The following is a 13,835-nucleotide window of genomic DNA, read 5'->3' as shown; positions in this document are numbered from 1 at the left end:
CACTCTATTGGGTCAAACCCAGCCGAACACGTTCAGCACCATATCGATCAGCTTGATGAACGGGAACGGCAGCAATATTCCGCCCAGCCCATAGATCAACAGATTGCGGCGCAACAGCGACGCCGCGCCCAGTGGCCGGTACCTCACCCCCTTGAGCGCGAGCGGGATCAGCGCCACGATAATCAGCGCATTGAAAATCACCGCCGACAGAATGGCCGACGAGGGCGAGCTCAGATGCATCACGTCAAGCACACGCAGTTGCGGATAAGTCGTCGCGAACGCCGCCGGGATGATCGCGAAGTATTTGGCGACGTCGTTGGCAATCGAGAACGTGGTGAGCGAACCACGCGTCATCAGCATCTGCTTGCCGATCTCGACGATCTCGATCAGTTTGGTCGGATTCGAATCGAGGTCGACCATGTTGCCGGCTTCTTTCGCGGCCTGCGTGCCAGTGTTCATCGCCACCGCCACGTCCGCCTGCGCGAGCGCCGGGGCGTCGTTGGTACCGTCGCCGGTCATCGCGACCAACCGTCCTTCGGACTGATGCGCGCGGATCGTGGCGAGCTTCGCTTCCGGCGTGACTTCGGCGAGGAAATCGTCGACGCCGGCTTCGGCTGCAATCGCTGCGGCCGTGAGCCGGTTGTCGCCCGTCACCATGATGGTCTTGATGCCCATCTTGCGCAGTTCGGCGAAACGTTCCTTGATGCCGCCCTTGACGATGTCCTTCAACTCGATCACGCCCAGGCAGCGCGCGGCGCCCTCGCCGCGGTCATGTTGCGCGACCACCAGCGGGGTGCTGCCGCGCCGCGCGATTTCCGACACCGCGGCCATCAGTTCCGCGGGGAACCGGCCGCCACGCGCCTCGACATAATGTTTGATCGCTTCGGATGCGCCCTTGCGAATCTCCCGCTCAGGGAGATCGACGCCGCTCATGCGCGACTGTGCGCTAAAGGCCAGGAAGGTCGCCTGCAAGGCGTGCATGTCGCGTTCGCGAATATTGAAGCGTTGCTTCGCCAGCACGACGATGCTGCGCCCTTCCGGTGTTTCGTCCGCGAGTGAGGACAGTTGCGCCGCGTCGGCGAGTTGTTCCTCCGTGACGCCCGGCGCCGGCGTGAAAGCCGAGGCCTGGCGATTGCCGAGTGTGATCGTGCCGGTCTTGTCGAGCAACAGCACGTCGACGTCGCCAGCCGCTTCCACGGCGCGGCCCGAGGTGGCGATCACGTTCGCCTGCATCATGCGGCTCATGCCGGCCACACCGATCGCCGACAACAGCCCGCCGATGGTGGTCGGAATCAGACACACCAGCAACGCGACCAGCGCGGTAATCGTAACGACGTGCCCTGCTTTCGCAGCTTCGACCGAGAACATCGAGAACGGCAGCAGTGTCGCGGTCGCGAACAGCAGCACGAGCGTCAGCGCGACCAGCAGGATCGTCAGGGCGATCTCATTCGGCGTCTTTTGACGCTTCGCGCCTTCCACCATCGCGATCATCCGGTCGAGGAAGGCCTCGCCCGGATTCACGGTGACGCGCACGACGATCCAGTCCGACAGCACGCGCGTGCCGCCCGTCACCGACGAAAAATCGCCGCCCGATTCGCGGATCACCGGCGCGGACTCACCCGTGATCGCCGATTCGTCGACCGAGGCGACACCTTCGAGAACCTCGCCGTCAGCCGGAATCACGTCGCCGGTTTCGACCAGCACGACATCGCCTTTACGCAACTCGGTCGCGGTCGTGATGCGGATCGGCGACTTGGGATGCGCCTCCTGCAGTTTCTTCGCCATCACGTTGTGCTTCGCGCCGCGCAGCGATGCCGCTTGCGCCTTCGAGCGGCCCTCGGCGAGCGCCTCCGCGAAGTTCGCGAACAGCACGGTAAACCACAACCAGAGCGCGATCGCGAGAATGAAACCGGCGGGCGCCTCGGCCTGGCCGCCGAGCGCGGCGATCCACAGAATGGTGGTCAGAATGCTGCCGACGTACACGCAGAACATCACCGGGTTACGCAACTGATGGCGTGGCGCGAGCTTCCTGAACGAATCGACGAGCGCCGGCCGGGCAATGGCCGGGTCGAACATCGAGCGCGCGGCGTTGCGTGCCTGACCGATGTTGCCCGGCTGATGAACCGGCGGTTGGAGTCCGTTAGTCATGCTGTCCTCTCACTCAATGTCCCGCGACCATGATCAGATGTTCCACGACCGGGCCGAGCGCCAGCGCCGGCACGTACGTCAACGCGCCCACCAGCACCACGGTGCCGAGCAGCAGCACGACGAACAACGGGCCGTGCGTCGGCAGCGTGCCGGCCGTCGCGGAGATGCGTTTTTTGGCGGCCAGCGATCCGGCGATCGCCAGCACCGGCACGATCGAGCCGAAGCGGCCGAACCACATGGCGACGGCCAGCGTGCCGTTGTAGAACGGCGTATTGACCGAGAGACCGGCGAACGCACTGCCGTTGTTATTGGCGGCCGAACTGTAGGCGTAGAGAATTTCGGAGAATCCATGCGCGCCCGGATTGGCGATGCCCGCTACGCCGGCGGCCGTCAGCACGGCGATCGATGCACCGACCAGCACGAGCAGCGGCGTGAGCAGCACGGCAATCGACACCATCTTCATCTCGTACGACTCGATCTTCTTGCCGATGTATTCCGGCGTCCGCCCGATCATCAGGCCGGCCACGAACACCGCGAGCAAAGCGAACACGAGCATGCCGTACAAGCCCGAGCCGACGCCGCCAAAGATCACCTCGCCGAGTTCGATCAGGAGGAGCGGAACGAAGCCGCCCATCGGCGTCAGCGAATCGTGCGCGTTGTTGACGGCGCCGCACGATGCGGCGGTGGTCGCCACCGTAAAGATGCCGGATTGCGCGATGCCGAAGCGGGTTTCCTTGCCTTCCATGTTGCCGCCGGGCTGCGTGGCCGATGCCGTTTGATCGACGCGCAGCGACGCATATAGCGGATTGCCGCTCTGTTCCGCCGCAATCTCGCCCCAGCACGCCACCGCGAAAGCGATCGTCATCGCCGCCAGCACCGCATAGCCCTGGCGCTGATCGCCCACCATCCGGCCGAACACCACGCACAAGGCAGCCGGGATAACCAGCATCGCGACCATCTGAACAAAGTTGGCGAAGGGTGTGGGGTTCTCATACGGATGCGCGGAATTGGCGTTGAAAAAGCCGCCGCCGTTGGTGCCGAGCATCTTGATCGCTTCCTGCGACGCAACCGGCCCCATCGCGATGGTCTGCTTGTCGGCCTTGTTGTCCACCATCACCGGATTGCCCTTGGCGTCCTTGACGGGATTGCCCTGAGCGTCGGTCTTCGGCGTTTGATACGTCGTCACCTGCAGCGTCGGCACATCTTCGTAGGACTTGAAGTTCTGAAGCACGCCCTGGCCGATCAGGACAAGCGAGATCACCGTTGCGAGCGGCGCGAGGATATACAGCGTGATACGCGTCAGATCGACCCAGAAATTGCCGATCGTCGCCGCCGTATGACGTGCGAAACCGCGAATCAACGCGACCACGACCGCAATGCCGGTGGCGGCCGACAGGAAGTTTTGCACCGTCAACGCCGCCATCTGCGTCAGATAGCTGACGGTCGATTCCGGCGTGTAGTCCTGCCAGTTCGTGTTGGTCACGAAGCTGATCGCCGTGTTGAAAGCGGCGTCGGGCGTCATCGGTCCGAAGCCCTGCGGATTCGCGGGCAGCCATTGCTGCAGACGCAGGAATCCATACACCGCGAACACACCGAGGGCATTGAACGCCAGCACGGCCAGCGCGTAGTGCTTCCACGACATTTCGGCGCTGGGGTCGACCCCGGCGAGCTTGTAGAGCGCGGTTTCGATCGGCCGCCCTATCCTGCGCACGACTACCGAGGAACCGTCCACCACGCCGGTCATGTAACGGCCGAGCGGGATGGCGAGCGCGATCAGCACGACGATGAACAGGCCGGGCTGAAACAGGTTGTTGAAGTTCATTCGAGAGCCTCCGCGCGCAGCAACGCATACACGAGGTAAGCGAACAGAATCAGCGTCGAGGCCGCTGCGAGCCAGGTCATCCAGGTGGTCATGGACGGCCTCCGGGCGCGCGGCGCAGCTTGTCGCAGCCAATCACGAAGGCCGCGACGATACCGCTGAACGCAACGATTGCGATGAGGTAAAGCAGATCCATGGTCTGGTCTCCACGAGGGATGCCTGCACCATGAAATTTAGGAAAATCCGTGTAAACACAGCGTTAATACTTCGCGGTGTTTCGTAAACACAATGGGCGCGCAGAGAGAAACCGCCGCGCCGGCGTCGCGGCACGGTCCTGTTGGGGAACGCTCAGACCTTCGTACTGCCGTTTGAAATCAGGCGGTGTTTTCAGAGATCAAGCAACTCAAGCCGCTTATGCCGCTTGCGCCGCCTTATCGTGCGCAGCCTGTTCGAGCCAGAGCCGGCTATCGGGAAACCAGAATGCGTCCGGACGCGGCGGCGAGACGAGCTTCACCGGAAGGGCGGGATTGAAGATCTTCGACCATGCGGACAGGTAAGACGGTGTCTTCACGAGGAACCCGCAATTGGCGAGAAGCAGGCACGAAACCAGCGCCTCGCGGCCGATTTCGAGTCCAGGATAGCCGCTGAAGTGAACGGGCGTGCTGCCACAGGCAAGGTGTTTTGCCGGAGCAACCGTAACCGGTTTGCCGAACGGCCACGCGACAAAAAAATCGATAAATGCCTGTTCGTCGCTCGAGATGAAAAGATGAGTGAGGTGCGGGTTTTCCGCGAGCGTGGATTCCACCTGCCGGCAGAAGCTTCCCCATGAAACCGGCACGGCTTCCAGCGTTTTATCAGTGCCTCTGAAATGCGCGCCAAGGGTCGACGCGCCGAGCCCGAGCGTCCGGCAGATTGCATCGACTTCTTCGAAGATATGCGCGGCCGGCCGATAGTACGCGAAGAAGAGTTCGCTCGCGCTTCTGAGTTGAAGCCGGCACTCATAGCGCTCACGAAAACCCAGATGGACCAGATCGCGAACGGTCGACGTCCTCACCTTATGGGTGACCGCGGCGCCCGAGGTGGGGTGCACCGCGTCGAAGAAAACCGGGAACCAGTCCAGTTTTCCCTCGGCGTCGCCATACAGCCCACCGCGCGCGCTAATGCACGGCGTGAGGCATTTTTCGTCGCAATACATCAGAATAAACAGAACCATCTGCATCACGGAGAAAAACCCGGAGTTCTCCTGAATCTCGATGGAAAAAACACCCCTGTTCAAACGCTGTTTCGCATGAAGTGAAATCCGGCGCGGCATGGCCACGGAATGCTTGAACCCTTCGCTGCGTCGGATTTGCTTTGCCCGATCGACCACCTTTCTCAACATGCCGACTCCTAATTAATTAGGTATTCTTTGAAATGGCACGGACCTCGCACCGCTATTTGCTGCGAAGGAAGGGACGGCCCAGAATAGCATTTCAAGAAGTTCAGTCACGTCAAGTTCGGCTCATCTTAGTGAGCTAGCGCACAAAGAATCGGTAAGGTTTTCCCTGGATCGGCGCACCGCACCGCGCGTTCAACCCGGCAGCTCGCCGGTGTATTCGTACGCAACGGTTCCTTTCGGATGCCTGAACCACCCCGGGTCCCGATAGTCGTTGCGCCCCAGCCCCTCCCGCACTTTCACGACGCTGAACATGCCCCCCATTTCCAGCGCGCCGAACGGCCCCGTGCCTGTCATCATCGGCAGCGTGTTGTCGGGGAGCGGCATTTCCATTCCGCCCATCGAGCCGCCCGTGCTGCCCATCTCCATGTAATCGGGCACCAGCTTGTTGATCCGCTTCGCCAGGTCCCGCTGCGGCACGCCGATCAGATTCGGTACCTGGTGCCCCATCGCATTCATCGTGTGATGGGACTTGTGGCAATGAAACGCCCAGTCGCCGGGCCGGTTCGCCGTGAACTCGATGGCGCGCATCTGGCCGACGGCGACGTCCGCGGTCACTTCGGGCCAGCGCGCGGAAGGCGGAATCCATCCGCCGTCCGTCCCCACCACTTCGAACTGGTAGCCATGCAGATGGATCGGGTGATTGGTCATCGTGAGATTGCCGACGCGGATGCGCACGCGATCGCCGGCACGCACCGGCAACGTGTCAATGCCCGGAAAAACGCGTGCATTCCACGTCCACATGTTGAAGTCGGTCATCTCGTTCACGCGTGGCGTGAAACTGCCCGGATCGATGTCGTACGCGGACATGATGAACACGAAGTCGCGATCCACCCGCATGACGCCCGGGTCTTTCGGATGGACGATGAAAGTGCCCATCATGCCCATGGCCATCTGCACCATCTCGTCGGCGTGCGGGTGATACATGAAGGTGCCGTGTTTCTCCAGCTGGAACTCATAGACAAAGGTCTTGCCCGGCGGAATGTGCGGTTGCGTGAGACCACCCACGCCATCCATGCCGCACGGCAGCAGCATGCCGTGCCAGTGAACCGTGGTGTGCTCCGGCAACTTGTTGGTCACGAAAATGCGGACCTTGTCGCCTTCGACAGCCTCGATAGTCGGCCCCGGCGCCTGACCGTTATAGCCCCACAGATGCGCGCTCATGCCAGGCGCCAGTTCGCGCACCACCGGTTCGGCAATCAGATGAAACTCTTTCCAGCCGTTCTTCATGCGCCACGGCAACGACCAGCCGTTCAACGTGGCGACGGACGTATACGGCCGGCCATTCGGTGGTGCGAGCGGTGGCTGCATCGTGGCCGCGGCCATCGTGGGCGCCTCGGGCAATGACGCGGCGCCAGCCTTGCTGACCCATGCAGCGCCCAACATTGCGGCGCCTGAGCCGCTGAGAAAATTTCGACGAGACACCATGTCATTGCCCTTCAGAATCGGTGGATGGCGCTTGTGGCGCGATGGATGCGAGTGGAACTGTGGCGGTTGCGCCCAGCGGCAGACGGCCGCCAAGCGCCTGCTGCAGATCGGTCTGTGCGAGCCAGAAGTCCTTGAGCGCGTCGATCGCGCTGTTCACTGCGCCGATCTGGTCGCGCGAATCGGCGAGCAGTTCGAATACGTTCGCGAGCATGCCGTTATAGCGAAGCAGCAGTTCATCGGAAATGGTTTTGCGGATCGGCACCACTTCGTCGCGATAGTGTTTCGCCACGTCGTAGTCGCTCACATAGGCCGAATACGATTCGCGCACCTCTGAGCGCGCGTTGATCGCGGTCTCGGCGACGCGATTCGCCGACTGCAGATAGATCGCTTCGGCGCGCGCCACTTTCGAGGCGCCCCAGTCGAAAACCGGAATCTCGACGCTGATCTCGTAGCCCTGTTCGCGACCGTCGGAGGTCGTGAAATTGTTCTGATACCCGACATCCAGCGCATTCACGAATCGCGTTGCCTGGCTTAAGCCCAGAGAACTTGCAACGCTTTGCGTTTGCAGTTTCGCGGCCTGGATGTCCAGCCGATTCTGCATCGCGAAGCGCTCGAGGTCCGGCAACTCGGGCCGGGTTGCAGGCAAGTCGGGCAAACGCTCGGGGAGGTCGTACTGTGCTTGCGAGCCCCATAGGCCCATCGTGCGAGTGAGTTTTTCCCGTGCGGATACGGACTGCTGCCGCGCTTTCGCCAGTTGCGCCACCGCTTCCGCGTAGAAGGCCTGTTCACGCGCGTAGTCGAGCTTGCTGAAGTTGCCGGCCTGCTGCATGCGCAACGCGAGTTCGGCGCCGGCTTGCGCCGAGTCCTTCACCTGCTCCGCGTAAGAAGCGGATTGCGCCGCCGCGACAGCGCCGATGTAGGCGCGGCGCGCGTCGGCGGCGACCTTGAGCATGGCATCCGCCGCGAGCAAGCGGGTCTGCTCGAAACGGCTGCTTTCGATGCGTGTCGCCAGCGGCAGCGTCAGCACACTCAGCAAGCCAAGCGTGAACGTGCGACTGATACTCAGATCGTTGCCGCCGTGCGTACGGCTGAATGTGAAGCCCGGATTAGGCAGCCGTCCCGCCTGCACCAGGTCCGCCTCGGCAATGCCGAGTTCGCTGTACGAGGCTTGCAAGCCACGGTTATTCAACAGCGCGATCTGGATCGCGTCGTCCATGCCAAGTGGCCGGGACAGCAGTTCCTGCGTGCGTTGGGCCACGGCGCTGCGGTCTTCGTCCGTCCTCACCCGCACGGCGTCTTTTCCAAGGCGCTGCGATGCGGTGCTGGAAACGGTGTCGAAGCCACCGTCCTTCGAAAACGTCGTGCAGCCGGTAAGGAGCGCCGCCACGGTGACGGCGGCGATAACGCGGCCAGTGGGAAAGAGCGTTCGCCTCATTTCGCCGGCCCCTCGTGATGGGCGCCGTGCTCATTGTCATCGGCGGTGTCGCTGGTGTCGTCACCCCCTGAGCGCATTGAACCGTGATGCATGCCAGACTCGCCGGATGGACTCGCCACCGCGCGATTGAGTGCTTGCCAGCCGGGCGCTTTCTGTTCCCGGTAAGGCCGATAGTCCGCGAAGACAGACGGCACATTCACCGCCGGAACCGAAGCCGCGGCGTCCGCCGGGTCAGGACGTGTGGACGTGGCGTGCCCGAGCGCCGGCAATACTGCCGTCGCGCCGAGCAGCGCCGCAATAAACGTTCGCATTGATTTTCTCGTCGTATGCCGCCCGGACGGCCGACGTGCAACGTGCGGCCATCAAGGCGAAATTGAACATCGCAGCATCACGCTGCGAAGGAACTAGACGAGAGAGATTCGGGGAGGTCGTTCGATGCCGTCGGTCAGAAATGACGCGACGCGGGCGGTAGGAGGAAGAGGCACAGCGAAATGGACAACGGCGGCAGATATCGACGCTAGCGGATCGGCCGGCAAGCCACCGCCGAAACAGCAGGACGCGCAAGTCGAGCAGGCGTGAGCATGATGCGCACCACCCGTGTGACTGTGGCTCGGGGCTTGGGCTTGGGCTTGGTAAGCGGCATCGTCGTGGGCGCTATCGGCCATCATCATCATCGCAGAATGCGGGGGAGTCGTCTCATCCGCTTTCTGATGGTGCATGGGCACCCCTTCCCCACCGATCTGCGAGGACTCGCATTTCATGGAGACGGCCGCGAACGACTGAACCGGAAGGCTCAGCACGAGCAGCACGACAAGGAAGAGTTTGCGCCAGTAAGACATGGGTACGGAGTCTAGCACGCGATTTAAGAAGATTGTAAGGCGGCAACCGGATCGGCCTGAGCCGTTTTTTAACCCCGGGGGAGAGTCACGGCCGGCGACAGCATGAAGATGGACAAATACGCTTGACCTTCCCTCCATGGGAAGGTCCAAGCTCGGGTTCTGATTTCTCACTGGAGGCAGGAAATGGAATTCGAAATCCCGGATATGTCATGCGGCGGCTGCGCCAATGCCATTGCCCGTGCAGTAACCGGCCTCGATCCCGCGGCGACACTCGATGTCGATGTCGCCGTTAAAATCGTGAAGGTCGCGTCGACATTGCCGCCGCAAAGCGTTATCGAGGTAATCGAGGCGGCGGGCTTTCATCCTTCGCTCAAGGGATGAACAGATCGCACCGGGCTATGTCCGTGCGTTGCGCGTGGCGCCCGGTTCGCAGCATCATGGTCGTCTGATATTACTTTGTCCCTAACGGAAAACCCAATATGAAAAACCTTCGTGCATTCCGTGCCCTGTGCCTTTTCAGCGGCATTGCGTTTGCCGTTGCGGCCGCTCCCGTCCACGCCCAGCAGGCTGCATCGATGCCCGGCATGGACATGTCCGGCTCAGCGGACGCCGGGTCGAGCGCATCGACTCAGGCATTCAAGGACGCCGACGAGAAAATGATGCAGGCCATGGACGCGCCGACCTACACTGGCAATGCCGACAAGGACTTCGTCGCCCACATGATTCCGCATCATCAAGGCGCGGTCGAAATGGCGCGGGTGGAACTGAAGTACGGCAAGGATCCCGACTTGAAACGCCTGGCCCGAAACATCATCAAGGCGCAACACGACGAGATCGCGTTCATGCAGCGCTGGCAGGCGAAGCACGGCGACAAGTAACACGTGACAAGCGACAAACGGCACGTCATAGCGTCAATGCTTTGACCTTATGACGCCGTGCTTGACCCTCACGCAACGTCAGGTTTTAGTCTCCACGCAGGCATGAAGAAAGGAGCGATTTCGATGCTGCTGAAAGTAGGTGAACTAGCCAGGCGATCCGGCATTACGGTGCGCACGCTTCATCACTACGACGCCATCGGCTTGCTCACGCCTTCTGCCCGCTCCGATGCCGGCTACCGGCTCTACAACCGCGACGACATCGCCAGGCTGCACCAGATTCAGGCGATGCGGCGGCTGGACATGTCGTTGGCCGACATTGGGGCCTTGCTGGCCAGACCGGACTCCTCCCTCGCTTCGGTTGTCGAGCAGCAGATCGCAGCGCTCACTCGACAGATCGATCGGGCAACCGACCTGCGCGACAGGCTTCATCGTTTGCGCGGACAGTTGATGACGGGAGAAGAACCCGATCTTGCCGACTGGCTAACCACCTTGGAGTTGATGACCATGCAAGATAAATATCTTACCCAGGAAGAGCAGAACCAGCTTCGTTCGAACAAGAGCGCCGGAGCGGCCGATTGGCCGGCATTGATTCAGGCGGTGCATGCGCTGATGGATCGCGACATTCCCGTCGAAAGTAAGGAAGCCCAGGCGTTGGCCGGGTGCTGGATGTCGCTGGTGGCCGATTACACTGGCGGCGATCCTGGCCTGCTTTCGAAGCTCGACACCATGCATCGCAATGAACCGTCGCTGCAGGTGAAGAGCGGTATCACGACCGAACTGATGGTCTACATGACACGCGCGATCAGGCACTCGAAATTCGCGCTCTACGCGAAATACCTGTCGCCACTGGAACTGCAACGCATGCGTGACGGCGACGAGCGTTACGTTTCCGAATGGCCGGGCCTCGTCGCGGAAATCCGGCGCGCCATGGAGAGCGGCAAAACCGTCGAAGACTCATCGGTTCAAAAGCTCGCGCGGCGCTGGATGAATCTGTTCAACGACTATGTCGGCACGAACCCGGAGACCCACCGCAAACTGCGCGCCGCCTACGATAACGAACCCGCGATACTGGCGGGCACGGGCGTCGACCAGGACATGCTGGCCTATATTCGCGATGCGCTGGAGATCGCACAGCCGCAGTAATGCCGGAATCACCCGCCCCGCCCAGCCTGTCCGGTTGTGGCGGGCGACGGGAACGGTTGGGGAACGTTAGCCCGATAAAGTGCAAGTCACTATATGGAGGCGAACCATGCCAACAGTGACTTGCCATTACGGCGATCTGAGCGCCGAAGGTGCCAATGCGGCAGATCGAAATGCAGTTGACGTCTCCACCCCGATCAAACTGGCTTCCATAGGTCTCTTCAACTACATGGCGGGGGTGAATGTCGTATTCCCTCCCCGAAGCGCCTTCGCTTGTGCCGAGGCCCACGCTCTGTCTCAAGTGCTCAGTCAACGTCCCAAAACGCAGGCAGTGGTTTGGACGAACATCAAGTTTTCCGCGGCTACCAGCGACGGCGGGGTGCTACTGTGGCAGCCTTGCGCCAATTGTTGCACGTGGCTATCCTCCAGCACGAACATGGTGTTCGTGCCAGCGAAAAATAAAAAAGGAGGCACCTGGGTCTCTGACGGAAAGACCTGGTACGGGCTTTCCAAAACAGCGTTGGAACGGATAGCCGGTCCGGCCAAACCTGCCAAGGCACTCGATATTAACGACACGAGTCAATTTCCTTCACTCCAGGCAGCGACGAAAAAATAGGCGCCTGTTGTGTTGGTATCGTCCGTCCGCAAGCGTGAGGCCGCCGTTAGCGTATTGCGCACCGGCGCTGCAGGTTCTGTCGTGGGAAAAATCGCGGCGTAGACGAACCGCTTGAACGGGCAGAGCGGAAATTCCTCGACACGACCCTGGCAGCCCGTTTCAAGCTCTTCAAGCAGACCCAACAGGATCGCTCACCGCACCTCGCTGCGCCGCCTGCCCCGACGGCTCGCCGAACTGCAACGCAGCAAGCTGGGCATAAAGCGGCGAGCTCAGTAGAAGTTCAGCATGCCGGCCCTGCGCCACAATGCGGCCGTGTTCCAGCACGACAATGCGATCGGCCTGTTGCACGGTCGCGAGACGGTGCGCGATGACGAGCGTTGTGCGATTTTGCGCGGCATTGTCCAGCGCCTTTTGCACTAGCCGTTCGCTGGCTGCATCGAGCGCGCTGGTCGCTTCGTCCAGTAGCAGGATGGGCGGATTCTTCAGGATCGCACGAGCGATCGCAATGCGTTGGCGTTGTCCACCGGACAACCGAACACCACGCTCGCCGAGAAAAGTGTCGTAGCCTTGCGGCAATTCTTCAATAAAGCCGGCGGCGGCGGCCATATCGGCAGCTTGTTGTACTTGCACCAACGTGGCTTCCGGCGCGCCGTAGCGAATGTTGTCGAGCACGCTCCCCGAAAAAATCACCGACTCCTGCAGCACCACGCCGATTTCTTTGCGCAATTCGACGAGCGGCACATCGCGCGTCGCAACGCCGTTAATCAGAATGCAGCCGGACTGCGGATCGTAAAAGCGCAGCAGCAACTGAAACAGCGTCGTCTTACCCGCGCCGGACGGACCGACCAGGGCGACATGTTCACCAGGACGAACATCGAGAGACAGTGCGGAAAGCGCGGCGATGCCAGGGCGCGATGGATACGAAAAACTGACGTTATCGAAGCGGATACCCTCGCCGCGCGCCGGCAGCGCAACCGTGGTGTCGGCCTCCTGCACCGGCGAGCGCGCCGCCAGCAATTGCAACAAGCGCTCGGTGGCGCCGGCGGCGCGCTGCAGATCGCCCCATACCTCGGCAACCGCTCCCACGGCGCCTGCCGTGAACACCGCGTAAAGGATGAACTGGGACAACTGGCCCGCCGTCATCCGCCCGGCCAGCACCGCCTGCGCGCCAAGCCACAGCACGAACACGATAGCGGTGAACACCAGCACGATCACCACGGCGGTCAGCCACGCGCGTGCGCGAATGCGCGTGAGCGCGGTCTCGAAGGCGGCTTCCACCGCGCCGGCAAAGCGCCGCGTCTCGAAGGGCTCCTGCGTATACGATTGCACAGTCGGCATGGCATTGAGCACCTCGCCCGCCAGCGCGCTCGTGTTCGCGATCTTGTCCTGGCTCGCGCGCGAGAGCCGCCGCACGCGCCGGCCGAAGATCACGATCGGTGCAACCACCACCACCAGCGTCGCGATGATGTAGCCGGACAAGACCGGACTCGTCACCGCCAGCATCGTCAGGCCGCCGGTCAACAGGAAGAAGTTGCGCAATCCCAGTGACAGGCTGGTGCCCACCACCGCCTGGATCAAGGTGGTGTCCGCGGTGAGTCGTGACAGCACCTCGCCGGTCTGCGTGGTCTCGAAGAACTGCGGACTCATGCCCAGCACGTGGTTGTAAACCGCACGCCGCAAGTCCGCCGTGACCCGCTCGCCCAGCCATGACACGAGGTAAAAGCGCGCCGCCGTGGCGCCGGCCAGTACCAGCGAAACAACAAAGAGCGCAAGGAAATAGCGATCGATGTGCGCCCGGTCGCCGCCCGCGAAGCCACGATCGATCAGGTATTTGAAAGCCACCGGCAACACGAGTGTGGCGCCCGCCGACGTCACCAGCGCAAGGAACGCGAGCGCCCAGCGGCCGGCATAGGGCCGCAGGAAGGGAAACAGGGCGAACAGAGGGCCAATACGCCGTGAGGGGGACGAAGACGGTGAAGGCGGTGAAGGCGGTGACAATGAGGAAGGCAGGACAGCGTCTGGCATGAAGATTCCCAAGCGAATCGAAGGTCACCCAGATTGTGCCAGTCCTGCGGATTCGAAGGCGGCTCGAACGTG

The 13,835-nt window shown here is 61.9% G+C and carries 13 protein-coding genes; 4 read left to right on the top strand and 9 right to left on the bottom strand.

Features of this window, described 5'->3' with window-relative positions:
- Nucleotides 1-12 precede the first annotated feature (12 nt).
- The 8 genes from kdpB to PQR67_RS24650 form a co-directional block, all read right to left on the bottom strand.
- Complete coding sequence (gene kdpB / locus PQR67_RS24685; protein WP_408465021.1) at nucleotides 13-2,148, bottom strand: potassium-transporting ATPase subunit KdpB; 2,136 nt, start codon at nucleotides 2,146-2,148, stop codon at nucleotides 13-15.
- Nucleotides 2,149-2,161: 13 nt separating this feature from the next.
- Nucleotides 2,162-3,970 carry a potassium-transporting ATPase subunit KdpA gene (gene kdpA, locus PQR67_RS24680; RefSeq protein ID WP_408465019.1) on the bottom strand — a complete coding sequence of 603 codons (1,809 nt, stop codon included), beginning with the start codon at nucleotides 3,968-3,970 and terminating at the stop codon, nucleotides 2,162-2,164.
- On the bottom strand, nucleotides 3,967-4,062 hold the full coding sequence (kdpF, locus tag PQR67_RS24675) for a K(+)-transporting ATPase subunit F (RefSeq protein ID WP_028193906.1): 96 nt from the start codon (nucleotides 4,060-4,062) through the stop codon (nucleotides 3,967-3,969). The genes kdpA and kdpF overlap by 4 nt, the downstream gene beginning before the upstream one ends.
- Nucleotides 4,059-4,163, bottom strand: coding sequence for a potassium ABC transporter ATPase (locus PQR67_RS24670; protein ID WP_408465017.1), 105 nt, complete (start codon nucleotides 4,161-4,163; stop codon nucleotides 4,059-4,061). The genes kdpF and PQR67_RS24670 overlap by 4 nt, the downstream gene beginning before the upstream one ends.
- 216 nt (nucleotides 4,164-4,379) lie before the next feature.
- Nucleotides 4,380-5,348: an O-fucosyltransferase family protein gene (locus tag PQR67_RS24665; RefSeq protein ID WP_408465015.1), complete on the bottom strand. Its 969-nt coding sequence runs from the start codon at nucleotides 5,346-5,348 to the stop codon at nucleotides 4,380-4,382.
- Between the two features lie 189 nt (nucleotides 5,349-5,537).
- A complete protein-coding gene (locus PQR67_RS24660; protein ID WP_408465013.1) occupies nucleotides 5,538-6,830 on the bottom strand; it encodes a multicopper oxidase family protein in 1,293 nt (430 codons plus the stop codon).
- A gap of 1 nt (nucleotide 6,831) precedes the next feature.
- Complete coding sequence (locus tag PQR67_RS24655) at nucleotides 6,832-8,265, bottom strand: TolC family protein (RefSeq protein ID WP_408465011.1); 1,434 nt, start codon at nucleotides 8,263-8,265, stop codon at nucleotides 6,832-6,834.
- Nucleotides 8,262-8,576, bottom strand: a complete 315-nt coding sequence (locus PQR67_RS24650; RefSeq protein WP_408465009.1) for a hypothetical protein — start codon at nucleotides 8,574-8,576, stop codon at nucleotides 8,262-8,264. The genes PQR67_RS24655 and PQR67_RS24650 overlap by 4 nt, the downstream gene beginning before the upstream one ends.
- A 711-nt stretch (nucleotides 8,577-9,287) precedes the next feature.
- On the opposite strand from PQR67_RS24650, the gene PQR67_RS24645 reads away from it, so the two are divergent.
- From PQR67_RS24645 to PQR67_RS24630, 4 genes are all read left to right on the top strand, one after another.
- Complete coding sequence (locus PQR67_RS24645; RefSeq protein WP_408465007.1) at nucleotides 9,288-9,485, top strand: heavy-metal-associated domain-containing protein; 198 nt, start codon at nucleotides 9,288-9,290, stop codon at nucleotides 9,483-9,485.
- Nucleotides 9,486-9,583: 98 nt separating this feature from the next.
- The gene (gene copM / locus PQR67_RS24640; protein WP_408465005.1) at nucleotides 9,584-9,982 is read left to right on the top strand and encodes a CopM family metallochaperone; all 399 of its coding nucleotides are present in this window, start codon (nucleotides 9,584-9,586) and stop codon (nucleotides 9,980-9,982) included.
- A 123-nt stretch (nucleotides 9,983-10,105) separates the two neighbouring features.
- On the top strand, nucleotides 10,106-11,125 hold the full coding sequence (locus tag PQR67_RS24635; protein WP_408465003.1) for a MerR family transcriptional regulator: 1,020 nt from the start codon (nucleotides 10,106-10,108) through the stop codon (nucleotides 11,123-11,125).
- 106 nt (nucleotides 11,126-11,231) lie between these two features.
- Nucleotides 11,232-11,738, top strand: a complete 507-nt coding sequence (locus tag PQR67_RS24630) for a hypothetical protein (RefSeq protein WP_408465001.1) — start codon at nucleotides 11,232-11,234, stop codon at nucleotides 11,736-11,738.
- A 168-nt stretch (nucleotides 11,739-11,906) separates the two neighbouring features.
- On the opposite strand, the gene PQR67_RS24625 is transcribed toward PQR67_RS24630, so the two are convergent.
- Complete coding sequence (locus tag PQR67_RS24625) at nucleotides 11,907-13,763, bottom strand: ABC transporter transmembrane domain-containing protein (protein ID WP_408464999.1); 1,857 nt, start codon at nucleotides 13,761-13,763, stop codon at nucleotides 11,907-11,909.
- Nucleotides 13,764-13,835 lie beyond the last annotated feature (72 nt).

It is taken from the genome of Paraburkholderia fungorum, from assembly GCF_046026025.1.
In the GTDB taxonomy this organism is placed as follows: domain Bacteria; phylum Pseudomonadota; class Gammaproteobacteria; order Burkholderiales; family Burkholderiaceae; genus Paraburkholderia; species Paraburkholderia fungorum_E.
The sequence above is the reverse complement of the archived record's forward strand: the minus strand, read 5'-3'. Positions and strand labels throughout refer to the sequence as shown.